Raw genomic sequence first — 14,939 nt, 5'->3', positions numbered from 1 at the left:
AAACCCATACTAAAATTTAAAATACCCTTTTTCGGCTAAGCCGTACCTAAAACGGTAATTTTTCCTAAATCGTTGTTAATACATTGCTTCCTATGTTTCCCTGTGCGACGATGACACCGAGCTGATCTAAGGATAAATGGACATTGACATAGCCATCTATTGTTTGCAGATCTTCATAAGTTAGAGCCGTGCCATCGTCTAGCGCACGTAGTGTGGTTTGACTCATGCCGGTCGTTCCGTCCACCGAATTAAAAGAGACGATGATACCCCCACCTGTTGCCGCTGAATTGGCGTGAATATGGGCGGGGTGAATTCCTCCATCAGGTGTATTTTCCAGTTGAATGGTTGCCAGCGTAAATCCATTTTGTCGTTCACTAAAGGTAATGGTTCCACTGATGCCGGGCACGGCTAATTCTCCCAGATCATAGCTACTTGTTGTACCGGTTAATTCGTTTCCACCAATATCTCCCTGCGCCACAATCACTCCTAATTGATTCATGGACAAATGTACATTCACGTACCCATCGATGGTCAACAAGTCTTCATACATTAAAGCGGTACCGTCGTCCAAACTCCGAATGGTTGTTTTACTCATACCTGTGCTACCATCAACCGAATTGAAGGAAACAATAATTCCTCCACCTTCCGCGGCGGAATTGGCATGAATGTGTGCCGGGTGAATCCCTCCATCCGGCGTATTCATTAGTTCTATGGTAGCGAGTGAAAACCCATTCATTCGCTCTTCAAAGGTGATGGTTCCCTCTATCCCGGGAACAGCGAGTTCATTCAATGGATACATTTTCATCACGCCCGTTAGCTCATTTCCTCCGATATCTCCCTGGGCAACGATTACGCCCAATTCGCTCATGGAAAGATGAACATTTACATAGCCATCCATTTCCAGAATTTGCTCATAGGTAAGGGCTTCACCTGAATCTTGTGCGCGGACGGTCGTTTTGCTCATGCCGCTTGAACCATCTACCGGGTTAAAGGAAACCAAAATCCCCCCTCCCTCAGCAGCAGAATTGGCGTGTATATGTGCCGGATGTACCCCATCTTCGGGAGTATTATTTACCATAATGGTGGCCAGGGAAAATCCATTCTTCCGCTCCTCAAAAGTAATCGACCCGTCTATTCCTGGTACAGCCAATTCATTAAGCGGGTACATTTTACTCATTCCGGTCAACTCGTTGCCACCAATATCCCCCTGGGCTACGATGGTGCCAAGTTGATTCGTTGACAAGTGCACGTTAACATAACCGTCTATATCGAGAATTTGATCATAGGTCAATGGTTGTCCATTATCTAGTGCGCGAATGGTGGTCTCACTCATTCCGGTGGTTCCATCCACTGGGGTAAAGGAAACAATGATCCCGCCGCCTTCGGCCGCTGAATTTGCATGGATGTGGGCCGGATGAGAACCGTCTTCAGGGGTGTTGTCCAATTGGATGGTGGCCAGGGTAAAGCCGTTGATCCGCTCCTTGAAAATGATGGACCCCGAAATTCCCGGCACGGCTAACTCATTTAAAGAATATTCCTTAAAATTCTCGGTTAGTTCATTGCTACCAATATCGCCTTGTGCTACGATGGTACCTAAATCATTTGCACTCAGGTGGACGTTTACATAGCCATCCATACTGAGAATATCTTCATAACTGATTGGATTTCCCGCATCATCGGTTCGAATGATGGTTCGACTTGTACCGGTCGTTCCATCTACCGGGTTGAAGGAGATAAGGATTCCACCGCCTTCGGCCGCCGTGTTGGCATGTATATGAGCCGGATGCGAACCTCCGGAAGGAGTTCCGTCCAATTCTATGGTGGCTACGGTGAAGCCACCAACACTTCTTTCAAATAATATACTTCCGTCGATACCGTCTACATCTTTGGTTAGCAGGTTATAGCGTTTGGAATTTCCATCCAGCGCATTGCCTCCGATATCTCCCTGGGCTACCACTGTTTCTAACTTCCCGTAAGCTAAATGGACATTAACATAGCCTTCAAAAGCGATCAGGCGCTCGTAGTTGATATACGTTCCATCGTCGAGTTGATTGACCAGCGTAACGCTGGTTCCAGTCGTGCCGTTTATCGGTTCCAGGGAAATGGCAATATCCCCACCTTCGGCGGCAGAGTTAAAATGAATATGTGCCGGATGAGCACCTCCATCGGGCGTTCCGCTTAGATTTATCGTCACTTTGGTGTATCCGCCTTCTCCTTCTTCAAAAACCACATTTCCGCTAATTCCGGATCCATCTACCGCATTCAAAGGATACCCTCTGCTGCCACTCAATAATTCCAGCGCATCTGCAGGGCTTTGTTCATCTACACAGGATTGCAGGAATAAACTTCCTGTAATGCCCAGCATGAGAATCAAAAATTGATAATACTTTTTCATAACTTGATTAGGGACTAGGTTAAAATTTGTTTTCTTGTTAATCTGTTAACCAATTCAATGGTAATATGTTTTACGTATGTGAATATTTTTGGTTGATTTACAGTATGGCAGCTTTTATTTTTTTTAACTATGGATCGTTTTCTGGCATCTTTTTTGAACATTTGGAGAGGATTCTTTACCAATAGTAGTATGTATAAAAAAATTATTGCCCTTCTTTTTATAGGTCTTATAGCTTACAGTTGTGCCACCGTACCGCTTAGCGGCCGAAGGCAGTTGAGCCTTGTGAGTAATGCCGAAGTATTGCCCCTTTCCTACGATCAATACGATCAGGTGTTGGGTGACAGTAAGGTTTTGACGAATAGTGCCAAAGGAAAGCAGGTCGTAAATGTGGGAAGGAAGATTTCGGCTGCTGTTGAAAAATACCTGGAAGACAATGGGCAGTCTGAGATTACGGAAGGATTTTCCTGGGAGTTTAATTTGCTGGAAAGCGAGCAGGTAAACGCCTGGTGTATGCCTGGCGGAAAAGTGGCTTTTTATACCGGTATCTTGCCCATTTGTCAGGACGAAACGGGCATCGCGGTGGTCATGGGCCACGAAGTAGCGCATGCCATCGCCAATCATGCCCGCGAACGCATGTCACAGGGAATGGTGGCTAATGGGCTATTGGGCGGAGTTCAGGCGGCCATGGGAGAAAATCCCACTCTGACACAAACGATCTTTTTACAGGCCGTTGGTTATGGGGGGCAAGTGGGAATGCTCAAATTTTCCCGGGATCAGGAGTTGGAAGCGGATCAGCTGGGACTGATCTTTATGGCCATCGCTGGGTACAATCCACGGGAGGCACCCGCGTTTTGGGAACGAATGAATGCCCAGTCAGAAGGACCCAGACCACCCGAATTCCTTTCCACTCACCCGGGTCCGGAGCGAAGAATCGATCAATTAAACGATCAAATGGATAAGGCCATGGAGTATTACAATGAAAACCAACCCTAAACCAAAAAGCTTCACACTATTCGATTCCTTTTAAGGTAAGGGTTTGGCTGGCGGCTGTGAGGGTAACGGTTACGCTGGGAACAGCCGCACAAATCTGAAATTCATGTTCGCCGACGGGCAGGGGATCAAATTCCGCTATTTCGTCCAAAAAAGCGACATTGGTTCGATCCATCTTTACCCGATTTCCTTCGATCTCAACCAGCTGGTCCGGAAATCCATGGAAGTAGATCCTGGCCTGGCGATAATTACTTGAGTAATCGCCCTCTAAAGCTCCTATTTTTAGTACGCCGTGGTCATGGTCCATTTGAATGATCCGTTTGGCCCATTCTCCATTCTGGTGGGCATTGCTAATCCCATCGTCTTCGTACAAGATTTGTTCACGTACGCCTTTTCCCTTGAAAACATGCCATTTGATCCTGCCATCCGAGACCGCTGCGGTATGCTGCCCGACGCTTTGCATGGGTAAAATACTTCCGGCAGCCACAAATACAGGAAGGTAGTTCAAGGGGCATTCCCATAAAAGTTCGTTTCCGCCTTTCAACTTTTTACCTGAAAAGAGGTGGTACCAGTCGCCTTCGGGCAGGTATATTTTGGTTATGGTTTTATAGCTTTCTACCGGTGCGATCAATAGCTGCTCACAAAAAAGGTATTGGCTGTCATAGGCACCATTGTAAATAGTATCGTCAAAAGGATACTCCAGGGCCAGGCTTTTGGCTACCGGCAATCCGGTTTCCTGGCTTTTGTAAAATGCGGCATAAATGGCTGGCATCAATTTGTACCGAAGCCGTATGTAATTCCTTGCAATGGATTCCACTTCTTCTCCAAATGACCAGGGTTCGGAAGCATGGCTGTTGACCATGGTGTGTGCCCGAAAAAGCGGACAAAATGCAGCGATACTGATCCACCTGGCAAAGAGCTGCGGGGAGCAATTTCCCACAAACCCTCCGATATCGTAGCCTGCGAAGGGTACGCCGCTGATCCCCATGCTATTTACCAGTCGGATGCCAGCCATCATGTGCTCATCGCTGGACACGTTGTCACCGGTCCAGACGGCCGCATATCGCTGAATTCCCGCAAAACCGGAACGGGTCAACACAAAGGGTCTTGCATTGGAATGGGCCTTGATTTGACCTTCCCGGGTACTTCTGGCCATTTGCATGCCGTACATGTTTCGGGCCTTTCGGTGATTGGCACCGGTACCTTCGAAGTCAAATTGCACGAGATTGGGTACCGTCTGCCCCCAGGTAGCCGGTTCATTCATGTCGGTCCAAAACCCGTCCACTCCCAGATCGGTATAAAATTGCAGCTTTTCTCCCCACCAGGCCCTTGCTTTCGGAAGGGTGAAATCAGGGAAAGTGCACCAACCCGGCCAAACCTGTCCCTGGTAATGATCTCCATTTGGGTAGTTTAAAAATAAGGATTTCGATTCCCCCTCCAGGTAAATCGGATAGGAGTCATCGGCTTTTATGCCAGGATCAAGGATGACCACCACCCGAAAGCCCAATTGCTTTAAGTGGCGAATCAATCCCGCAGGATCAGGAAAGGTTTCTTTATCAAAAGTGAATACCTTATACCTTTCCATGTAATGAATGTCCAGGTAGATCACATCCCCCGGGATAGCTTTTTCCCGAAAGGTTTGCGCCAGGCGCATCACATCCTTATCCGGGTAATAGGAATAGCGGCATTGCTGATAGCCCAGTGCCCATTTGGGGGGAAGCGGCGTCTGACCCGTCAATCCGGTGTAGGCAGAAAGAACCTTCGAAACCGATTCGTCATGGATGAAATAATAATCCAGGTCCCCGTCTTCTGCCGAAAAATAGGAATACCGGTTGTTCCCTGCCCCGAAGTTAAAGGTGGTTTTGTGGGTATTATCAAAAAATATCCCATAAGCCAGTCCATGATGAAGGCCCATGTAGAAGGGAATGGAAAGATACAGGGGATCGGCATCAACGCCGTAGCCAAAGTGATCCGTGTTCCAGTGGGTGTAACTTTGCCCATAGCGATTCAGCCGACCCGTTTTTTCCCCCAATCCAATAAACTTTTCCCATTCCTGTAGCTTCTTATAACTACTGACCTCAGTGCCCAGCCAGTTGATCCCAATATCAGGATCGTCCTCAGATATAATTTGACCGGAACTCGTTTTGAAGATAAGAGATAAATTATCCTTACGAATAAATAAATGGATTTTGGCGGTTTTAAGAATCAGGTGCTGCTTGTCCTCATCAAACCCATAACTGTTTTCTATTGGAGAGGCCGTTACCGAATAGGGATTGCCGTCCAGTTCCTTTTGCTTACCAACCCTTATTCTAAAGGTATTTTCAGCATAAACTTGAATTTCAAAAGTACAATTGTCCGTGGTACCAAGCAGACCGGTGGGGGTTAAATGGAAAGAATCAATCTGTCCGGGAATTTGGGGTAGGGATTTGTTTTTTTTCATTTTTTTTAGCTACTATCCGCTTTCAATGTAAGCAGGATAATTAGCTTTGAAAAACCCTTTCGCTGTTCTGTAGTGGAAAAATCGATTCATTTAATGGAAGAATGAAGCCATTTCCGGTGGCTCCTATATTGTTCCGGTAACCTGAATTTGGTAAATTAGGTACATGAAGATAACCGTTATCATTTTGCTGGCCTTACATGGGTTCATTCATTTTTTAGGTTTCTTAAAAGCCTATGAATGGATGGAATTGAAAGAACTACCCCTGCAAATTTCCAGGGATGCGGGCATGCTGTGGTTGCTTGCCGGCATCGGTATATTAGCTGTCACGGTTGGGTATGCCTGGCAGGTACATTACTGGTGGTACCTCGGATTGGCGATGGCCATTTTCTCGCAGGTGCTGATAATCCTGTATTGGGGAGAGGCAAAGTTTGGAACCGTACCCAATGTGGTCTTATTTTGCCTATCCTTGCTGGCGGGAGCTGATGTGCGTTTTGAAACGCAGGTCAGGCAGGAAGTAAATACATTGTTTAGCCAATCCACAACGACATTCGAAAAGTCAGATTCTCCACCAGCTTCTTCCTACCCGGAGCCCGTCCAGCGATGGCTTGAACGATCAGGAGCATGGGATGCACCGGTACCTGGCAAGGTGAAGGTAAAACAGGATTTCCAACTAAAACTCAATCCTACCCAGAAAGATTGGTATCAAGGTACGGCCCATCAGTACTTTAATCCGATCCAACCCGGTTTTGTTTGGTCTTTAGACCTACAGCTTTACCCTTTGATTCAGGTAAGGGGGAGGGATAAGTTGCTGGGCGGAAAAGGTGAAATGGCGATTAAACTCTGGTCGCTGATTTCCATGGTTAATGAAAAAGATAATCCCAGAATAGATGAAGGTACGCTACAGCGTTTTTTAGGTGAAATAGTTTGGTTTCCTGCTGCTGCCAGGTGCGCCTACCTGAGATGGGAGGGCATTGATAAAAACGAGGCCAGGGCCATTCTGACTTTTCAAGGCCGTTCGGTGTCCGGCGTTTTTACCTTTGATGAGGTCGGCAGATTTGTGAAATTTAGCACCGAACGGTACATGGGTGGGGAGGAATCCGCCACCCGAAAGCCCTGGATCATAGAAGCCAGGGAATACCAAAGATTTGAAGGAGTGGAAGTCCCCTCCCTCTGTGAGGCAACCTGGATATTGGCGGATGGCCCCTGGAAATGGGCGCAAATCCGTATTCTATCCGTTGACACCCATTTCGGGTCTACTCGTTAGGCTTTGTATCTCTTTTGACCAAATAATGGCTGGCTGGTTTTTCATTCAGATCCTTGCGATCTATTAATTTCTGGCAGATTTCCTTCGGAAGGGTGATTTTAATGATTTTAAAATCCTGGTAATTACCCATCGGCGGTCCCGGGACGGGTGATTTTTGGTAGTTCAAATCCTTTGCAAGAAAAGTTGTGGTAGCAACCTCATCCGGACTCACGGCCTCGAACTGCAGGGCCTCAAACTCTTGAAAATGATAGGTGTTGTCTTTGGTATTTCGCTCGGTTTCCAATTCTTCCTGCGCTTGCGCCCGGATGGTAAATAGAAACACCATACAAGTAAGTAGTACAAATGGCTTCATATCATTTTGGCTTATTGTTCACGCAATCAAAGTAGCCAATTCCTTTTTTAATTCCCAATTTAATCAGTAAAATAAAGCAAATAATAGTAATTCGACCGGTTGGAAGGGAGTTGGGCCGGTAAAATGTTCATACAAATGGTTTAGGTTTTTATCGGATATACTTACTAATTCCTTTTCCAGCAAGTACGAATCCAATAGCGAGAAACAAAAAAAGTCCGCATAGGTATAAGCTGTTGATCAATGCGCTTGTCAGGCCTATTGAATTTTTCATTAACTTAGAATTTACCGGAAACGATTGGTTAAAAATAAGGTATTATGGGTAATCCTCAATCAATTTAATCCGGCTTAGTTTTGAATTCATCCAGGGGATATAGTTACTTTATAGAAAATAACTGCTTCCGGATGGCAAAACCCAGTCCTTTTGTCGCTTTCAATAATCTATACCTCTATCTGAAAATGAAATTTTTACTTTTTTTAGCGGTAGCTGTTTTCGTTTTGAACCAGGCTCGGGCGCAGGATTTCCCGCTTCGGGTTTATTCGCAAAAAGATAGCAGTTCGTATGCGGGGCTCCGTCTGACTGGCCAGGTGTGGATGCGTTACAATCAGAACAATCCCGGAACGCTAATCAACGGAGAGCCCTCTTCCTCTTTTTTTGATATTTCGGTGAGGAGGTTGCGATTCCAGGCCTACGCCCGGATCAGGGAAAAAACAAATCTGACCATGACCCTTGGTCAGAATAACATCAATTACCTCACCGCACGATCCGGGGAAATCCGTTTGCTGGACTTCTACATAGATCACCGGCTGCACCGGTACCTGACCGTAGGAGGGGGGCAATCCGGATGGAATGGTACCTCCCGATACGCGGCCCCACTAACCAGTAAGCTGTTGACCCTGGACTTGTCTCCCTTTCTGATTCCGACCGTAAATCAAACGGACAACATTTTGCGTAAGCTGAGCGCCTTTGCGGCGGGTCAGGCCGGTCCATGGGACTATCGGATCGTTTTCAGTAGGCCTTATGCGCCGGTAGCGAATAGCCAGATAGGTTTTGATTCAGGGTTTGCAAATGTCAAGCCGGGTATCCAAACAGCGTTGTATTTAAAATACCAGTTTTTTGATCACGAAAGCATCAGTCCGTTTCATGCCGGAACGCTGGATGGGCAAAAGAAGGTGTTGACCCTTGGGCTGGGTATGGAACGGCAAAATAAGGCCATGTGGCATCTAACTAATGCAGCCGACACACTGACCACTCCCATCACGTTGATGGCTGCAGATCTATTTGGGGAAATCCCCCTTCCTGGTAACAAGGCCTGGACCTTTTACTTGGGGTATTTTTACTATGATTTCGGCCCCAATTATCTGAGAATTATTGGGTTTAACAACGTGGGTAGCGGCTTGAACGCGCAAGGGACCTTCAGTGGTACCGGTAATGCCTGGCCCGCCATTGGTACGGGGCAAACCGGGTATTTTCAAGTGGGCTATACCTGGCCTATATCCAATAGGAACGAACGTATCCAACCCTTTATTTCCGGCCAATATTCCGGCTATAACAAATTACAGGAGCCGGTCACTTTTCTGGAAACTGGGGTCAATCTACTGCTAGATGGACAACGGTCCAAGTTGACCCTTGCTTATCAGAATCGGCCTGTTTTTGATGCAGATAGGACGGGTGATTTGGTGCAGCAAATGAGAAAAAGTTCCCTTGTTCTCCAATATCAGATTCGACTGGAATAGACCTTTATAACGTGAGTTCGACCTATTTTCAGAATAAAACCGTCATTCCGAGGCTCTTAGAGTGGGTATGTGCGAAGGAAGCCGTGGGAATCTTTAGTAGAACGAGACCGTCACTCCATAGTGCCCATAAAACAGAGTCGCAGTGACGATATAGCCGGGTATTGAGTACATTCTTAACTCGACCTCACGTTTACACAGTGTTAAAGAGATTCGTTTTTGTACCTGGCCGGATATTAAATCCCGGCCAGGTATTGTTGTTAAAAGCTACTCCCTAACCCAGTCATTATCATCCCTGTTAATGTCGGCTAGCCGAAGGGATGGATCGATGGACAAACTTTGGATAGCCGAGAGGGGTTCATCGAGGATTATTTCCGTACGGGTATGTGTCCAGGGCCATCGCTGGGTGCGGACCCTTTCGGGAAATCCGGCCTCTTCCACTTTGTTTCCCCGCATAATGGTAAGGGGCAGGTAAATGGTCTCTTTCCTGCCATTTTCATAGGTGATCACGAAATCAATGGGCATGGGCATCAATCCTTTTCTTTCAAGGGTCACTTTGGTTTGGCCATTTTCTTCGCTCACTGAGGAAATGGCGTAATCAATGGATTTGGTAGTGTAAACCCAATATTCCTTAAACCAATCCAATTCCAGCCCACTGGCTTTCTCCATTACCCGGGTAATATCATTGGCATTTGGGTGTTTGAACTTCCATTGATCCCAATAATGCAACATGGCCTCGTCCCGGACTTCTTCTCCGATGATATATCCTAGCTGGGCCAGGAAAAGGGCTCCCTTGGAGTAAGCCGCGACCCCATAGGCCGTGTTCGTATGGTAATGGTCCGCATGGGTGGCCATGGGTTCTTCCAGGCCTGATTTTGCCAGCTTTTCGTAACTGACATAGGCTCCGAGCTGGGGAAATCCGGAAGGTTCCTCAGAAAAGATGGCTGCCATGCAGCGGTTGCTGGCAAAGGTGGTAAATCCTTCGTCCATCCAGGGATATAAGGACTCGTTGGAACCTAACACTCCCTGAAACCAACTGTGAGCCAATTCGTGAACCGTCACCCCCACCAAACTACCCAGGGTACGCTGGCCGGTGATCAGTGTGGACATGGGGTATTCCATCCCTCCGTCTCCGCCCTGAATGACCGAAAATTGCTGATAGGGATATTGCCCGTAATGCTCGCTAAAATAGACCATCGCTTTTCGGGTATATTCCTGCAAGGCCTCCCAGTTTTTCTCCGTCTTCGAATTTTTTTCGTACAAAAAATGCAAGGTTATCCCGTTTTCCATCACCAACTTATCATGGGTAAAATCAGGGTCCGCAGCCCACATAAAATCATGTACCTGTGGGGCATAAAAATGCCAGGTTAGCCTGGATTCGTTGCTTTTTTTGGTACGCTCTCCGGGTGCTTCGTAGCCATGGCCGATTTCATGGGCATTTTGCAAGTAACCGGTTCCACCCAGGACATAGTTTTTATCGATGGTTATTTTTACATCAAAATTTCCCCAGGTCCCATAAAATTCCCTGCCTATATAAGGGTTGGCATGCCAGCCCTGCTCGTCGTAATTGGCCAGTTTTGGATACCATTGGGCCATGCTATACCGGATGCCTTCGGCGTTATCTCTGCCGGAGCGCCTAACCTGTAAGGGCACCTGTGCCTCAAATTCGGATTCAAAAATGACCGTGCTGTTGGGCAATATGGGTTCCTGAAGGCTCACTTCCAGCACCGAACCAACCTCTTCCATAGCGACCGATTGGCCGTTCATCTGCAGGCTGTTTACCCGCATGTAGCCGATTTCTTCGGGACTTAAATGGGCTATCCTATCCCCAACCCTCCGGTCCGGGTCGGATATAGTTCGGGACCTTTCGTCCATCATGCTGTTTGGTTGAAAGGCATTGTAATACAAATGAAAAAATACCCGGTATAAGGTGTCCGGTGAATGGTTGGAATAGGCTATGGTTTGGGTTCCCTGGTACCGATTCGTGGAAACATCCATATCCACTTCCATCTGGTAATGGATGGATTGTTGCCATCGGGATGATTGGGCCTGGCTATCATAGCCACTAAATGCCAGTAAAAGCCCCCAAATAAAAAAAAAGGTATGTTTTTTCATGTGTATCTAAATTTTTGCTCTAAAATAAATCAAATTCGGGGGCTGGCCAAACCGTTTATCCTTGTTGCCTGTTATGAGTAAACATTGAACCGGGGAAAGGAAATACAAACATGACTAAAAGAAAGGCTTTTTGGAGACTGGTAGGTGCCATCGCACTTACGTTATTTTTTGTTTATAGCTGGGAGGGACTTCGGTTTAATTATGATTTTGAAAACTTTTTTCAGCAAGGGGATGCGGATCTGGAATTTTATCAGAACTACCGGTCCACGTTCGAAAATGATAACGATTACCTTCTTCTGGCCCTGGGCAGGCAACCGGATATATACGATAGCATTTTCCTTGAAAAAGCCCTGCAACTGGAAAATAAAATCAGGGAATTTGACGGGGTAGAGGAGGTGAACTCGCTGCTTCGTATGGAAGCGCCGCGGATTGGTCCTTTTGGAGTGAGCTTCAGTCCATTGATGGATTGGTCTTCCTCCGAGGCCCTGATTCAGACATCCGAGAAACTTTCCGAGGACGGTCAGTGGCAGGGAAGCCTGATTAGCGAAGACCAGGATTACCTTTTGTTGGTGATTCAAAACCAACAACTTATCGGGAAGGAAGCCGGTGATTCTTTGTTCAGGTCGATTGAAAATGCAGTGCATAACGCAGGACTTCCTGAATCTAAAATGGCTGGAAAAATAAGGGCTCAGGGAGAATTTGTCAGCTTGCTTCAGGAGGAGTTTACGCTTTTTCTTGGGTTGGCGGGGATTTGGGTGTTGCTATTGTTATGGCTATTGTACCGCAGTTGGTGGGCGGTGCTGCTTCCCTTCCTAATCATCGTCCTGGGAGTCTTCTGGGCCGGTTCTTTCCTGCTGGCTACCGGAGGGCAGCTAGATGTCATGCTGGTCATGCAACCTCCGATCCTGATGGTCATTGGGCTAAGTGGTCTGGTCCATTTCTTAAATCATTATCAACAATCCCTGAGAGACTCCCTGCCGAAAGAGAAGGCGGTAGCCGCGATGTGCCAGGAGCTGACCCTTCCGGTGTTTTTGACAGCCTTGACGACTTCCCTGGGATTTCTTTCTCTTTATTTTACCGATATAGGAAGTTTGCGTTGGTTTGGGGTGTACACGGGATTGGGAGTTCTTTTTATGTTTCTGGCACTGGTCACCCTGCTACCCTGGGCTTTGCTGGTCTTTCCTGCCCTGCCATCGGCTGAAAATCAGGATTGGGCCCGGCGCTGGGATCGGGTATTGGGCTCGGTTTACAAGAAGGTGATCAACCGGGGAACCCGTATTTCCTTGATTTTTGTACTGGTCAGCCTGGGTGCCGGGTATTTGATGTCTCAGGTGAAGACCAATGGCTACATCGTCGATAGCTTACCGGAAGATCACCCGCTAAAGGAGGATTTTCGGTTTTTTGATCAAACCTTTGACGGGTCGAAGCCACTGGAAGTTTATCTGGAAGTGGGGGATTCGGAACAAGATTTATTTGACTACGCCGTCCTGAAGGAAATCAAAAAACTGGAGGATTTTATAGGGGATAATTACGGCACGGATGCTATTTTGTCACCCCTCTCCCTGGTGAAGGGAATCAATAAGGCACAGAACAGAGGAAATCCCAAAGCCTACACCCTCCCGTCTGAGGGCAGCTATGAACGCATGGCTCCGATGTTGGAGCGGTGGATAGATGAAAACGAATGGAAATTGTGGACGGAAAACGTAAAATCCGGCAGAATTTCCGCCCGCGCTAAGGATGTCGGAAGCTATATCGGATACCAACAGCACGCAAGGCTCAAGGCCTTTGTAGCCGATGAAGTGAACGAAGATTTGTTACAGGTACGGCTTACCGGCACTTCCTTTCTGATTGATAAAAGTCACGAACAGGTCACTCAGAAAGTTTTTTCCGGATTGGGATTCGCTTTTTTGCTGGTGGCTCTGGTGATTGGCTTGCTATATAGGTCCTGGAGAGTGGCACTTATTGCATTGCTTCCAAATATTATTCCCCTGGTATGGGTGGGTGGGGTCATGTTTTTACTGGGGGTTGATTTTAAATTATCCACTTCCATTGTATTTGCGATTGCTTTTGGAATTGCCGTGGACGACAGCATTCACTTCCTTAGCAGCCTGCGCATGCAACTGGCGAAGGGATTTCCGTTTGAGAAAGCACTCCGAATTACGTTTTTTACCACCGGAAAAGCCATCATACTAACCACCGTTATCCTTTCTTCCGGTTTTATGGTATTGGCATTCAGTGATTTGGAGATTCCCTGGTTTACGGGAGTCTTGGTGGGCTTATCCCTGTTTTTCGCTTTAGTGGCAGATCTATTTTGGCTACCGGTGCTGTTGACGTACCTCCAAAAATGGATTCAAAAGAAGACAAGGCCGGCTATTCAGGAAAAGCAAAAACGGCCGAAATAGGGTAGTGGTCGGAATAATCTACTTCCCGGTGGGTTCGAAATTGTTGGATTTCTAAGGGGGCATCGAAAAAAATATTGTCTATGCGAAGGAAGAAAAGCACCTTATTATACGTAAAACCGAATCCTCTTCCCATTTCCTCGAACGCATTTTTCAGCATCTCTTTAAAACTAAAATAGGTATAGCTATATGGAAGATCGTTAAAATCTCCGGCCAATATGACCGGATAGGGGCTATTTCCTATATGATCTTTAAGAATGCGTGCCTGAGTGGCCCTCATTTGTATTCCTTCTTTTAATTTCTTTATGGTGCTGCGGTACTGGCTTTTGATTCCTTCCAGATTATTCAGGTCAGCAGCCCGGATATTCATGGACTCCAGGTGGGTGTTGTACACGCGAATGGTATCCTGCCGGATTTTAATATCCGCAAACATGGCCCCATTGTTTTTCTTGTTGTCAAAAACCTTACCGCTATTGATGATGGGGAATTTGCTAAAAATGGCGATACCGTAGGCTCGTTTTTTTGGATTACCGTCTACCGGCAAAAAAGCATGTTCGTAAGCTCCGTCCTTACTCAATATTTTAAGAGCATTCTTGGAGGGAGTGGTGAAATCCTGATAGAATTCCTGAAAACACTTGATATCCGAAGGATTATCCCGAGCCCATTGTACGGAGTTTATAATCAGTTCTTCCCGATTAGGACCCCAATTGTTGTTGAATAACATTACGTTGTAACTTAGAATGGAAAAGCCTTCTGTGGTCGTGTCGGGAGTATTCCATTGGAAACTGACCGAAAGAAATTTCCATCCAATTACCAGCGCGAGAACAGGAAAAATGATTAATCTTAATCTGCCAAATAGGAGTAGCACAATTAAGAAGAGGTTTAGTAAAATAAAAACGGGTATCAGCAGGGAAAACAACCCCGTATAACCCCAGCTTTCGGGAGATACGTGAACACTGAAAAAAAGGAGCACAGAAACGAAAAAGAAAGTAACGATTATGAAACGCATAGGATAGCTGAAATTTCAACACAAATTGGTGAAAAAAACATACAAGAAACAACAAATTTGTTTTTTTTGCCGCCCAATCCCAAAATGGACTTCGAGTAAGGCTTCCATTCTGCGACCGGATAATGGTCTGATTCCCCAAATGTACTACCTTTTCTAAGGGGATATTCGAATATCGCTTCCATTTTGCTGCATTATTCTGGTAAATGAATATGGCAGGGCAGAAAAAAATACATAAATTAGAATA

The 14,939-nt window shown here is 46.4% G+C and carries 9 protein-coding genes; 4 read left to right on the top strand and 5 right to left on the bottom strand.

The genetic code is table 11. The annotated features are described in order from the left end of the window. Positions 1 to 64 precede the first annotated feature (64 nt). Entirely contained in the window at positions 65 to 2,395 is a 2,331-nt protein-coding gene (locus tag GJQ68_RS23355; RefSeq protein WP_162417981.1) for a CHRD domain-containing protein, read from the bottom strand. A gap of 189 nt (positions 2,396 to 2,584) precedes the next feature. Between GJQ68_RS23355 and GJQ68_RS14515 the strand changes: the two genes are divergently transcribed. Further along, positions 2,585 to 3,388, top strand: coding sequence for a M48 family metallopeptidase (locus GJQ68_RS14515; protein WP_162417980.1), 804 nt, complete (start codon positions 2,585 to 2,587; stop codon positions 3,386 to 3,388). Between the two features lie 16 nt (positions 3,389 to 3,404). Here the strand turns inward: GJQ68_RS14515 and GJQ68_RS14510 are convergent, their stop codons facing one another. Further along, positions 3,405 to 5,825, bottom strand: a complete 2,421-nt coding sequence (locus GJQ68_RS14510) for a glycoside hydrolase family 31 protein (protein ID WP_162417979.1) — start codon at positions 5,823 to 5,825, stop codon at positions 3,405 to 3,407. Positions 5,826 to 5,988: 163 nt separating this feature from the next. On the opposite strand from GJQ68_RS14510, the gene GJQ68_RS14505 reads away from it, so the two are divergent. Further along, on the top strand, positions 5,989 to 7,089 hold the full coding sequence (locus GJQ68_RS14505; protein ID WP_162417978.1) for a DUF6544 family protein: 1,101 nt from the start codon (positions 5,989 to 5,991) through the stop codon (positions 7,087 to 7,089). Here GJQ68_RS14505 and GJQ68_RS14500 read toward each other — a convergent pair. Further along, positions 7,079 to 7,441, bottom strand: coding sequence for a hypothetical protein (locus GJQ68_RS14500; protein ID WP_162417977.1), 363 nt, complete (start codon positions 7,439 to 7,441; stop codon positions 7,079 to 7,081). The genes GJQ68_RS14505 and GJQ68_RS14500 overlap by 11 nt on opposite strands. A gap of 456 nt (positions 7,442 to 7,897) precedes the next feature. Between GJQ68_RS14500 and GJQ68_RS14495 the strand changes: the two genes are divergently transcribed. Beyond that, positions 7,898 to 9,175, top strand: a complete 1,278-nt coding sequence (locus tag GJQ68_RS14495) for a hypothetical protein (RefSeq protein ID WP_162417976.1) — start codon at positions 7,898 to 7,900, stop codon at positions 9,173 to 9,175. Positions 9,176 to 9,439: 264 nt separating this feature from the next. Here GJQ68_RS14495 and GJQ68_RS14490 read toward each other — a convergent pair whose 3' ends face one another. Further along, complete coding sequence (locus GJQ68_RS14490) at positions 9,440 to 11,287, bottom strand: M1 family metallopeptidase (RefSeq protein WP_162417975.1); 1,848 nt, start codon at positions 11,285 to 11,287, stop codon at positions 9,440 to 9,442. A gap of 110 nt (positions 11,288 to 11,397) precedes the next feature. Here GJQ68_RS14490 and GJQ68_RS14485 point away from each other — a divergent pair, with 110 nt between their 5' ends. After that, positions 11,398 to 13,689 carry an efflux RND transporter permease subunit gene (locus GJQ68_RS14485; protein ID WP_162417974.1) on the top strand — a complete coding sequence of 764 codons (2,292 nt, stop codon included), beginning with the start codon at positions 11,398 to 11,400 and terminating at the stop codon, positions 13,687 to 13,689. On the opposite strand, the gene GJQ68_RS14480 is transcribed toward GJQ68_RS14485, so the two are convergent. Then, entirely contained in the window at positions 13,658 to 14,695 is a 1,038-nt protein-coding gene (locus GJQ68_RS14480; protein WP_162417973.1) for an endonuclease/exonuclease/phosphatase family protein, read from the bottom strand. The two genes, GJQ68_RS14485 and GJQ68_RS14480, sit on opposite strands and share 32 nt — an antisense overlap. Positions 14,696 to 14,939: the final 244 nt, after the last annotated feature.

Origin of the sequence: Cyclobacterium roseum (genome assembly GCF_010119225.1) — a bacterium.
GTDB lineage: Bacteria > Bacteroidota > Bacteroidia > Cytophagales > Cyclobacteriaceae > Cyclobacterium > Cyclobacterium roseum.
Note: the sequence above shows the minus strand (reverse complement) of the source record. Positions and strands in the feature narration are given on the sequence as shown.